At 71.2% G+C, this 267-nt stretch carries 1 protein-coding gene; it reads right to left on the bottom strand.

Annotated features, from left to right (window positions below):
* Positions 1 to 267, bottom strand: a 267-nt coding sequence (locus CVH10_RS26080; protein ID WP_181244616.1) for an HAD hydrolase family protein, incomplete at both ends; no start/stop codon positions are given.

The following is a 267-nucleotide window of genomic DNA, read 5'->3' as shown; positions in this document are numbered from 1 at the left end:
CAGGCCCAGCGCCAGGGCGACGTTGGTCTTGACGTTGCGCAGCGTGGCCCGGGACAGGTCGATCAGCTCGGCGATGCCGCCGACGCGGTTCTTGAGCAGCGCCGCATCCGCGGTTTCCAGTGCCACATCCGTACCGCCGCCCATGGCGATGCCCACTTCGGCCGCGGCCAACGCCGGGGCGTCGTTGATACCGTCGCCCACCTTGCCGACCGGGCCGCGTCCGGCGGCCTGCCATTCCTGCACGCGCTGTGCCTTGTCCTCGGGCAT

This window comes from Halomonas sp. ND22Bw, assembly GCF_003011945.1.
Taxonomy (GTDB): domain Bacteria; phylum Pseudomonadota; class Gammaproteobacteria; order Pseudomonadales; family Halomonadaceae; genus Halomonas; species Halomonas halophila.
The sequence above is the reverse complement of the archived record's forward strand: the minus strand, read 5'-3'. Positions and strand labels throughout refer to the sequence as shown.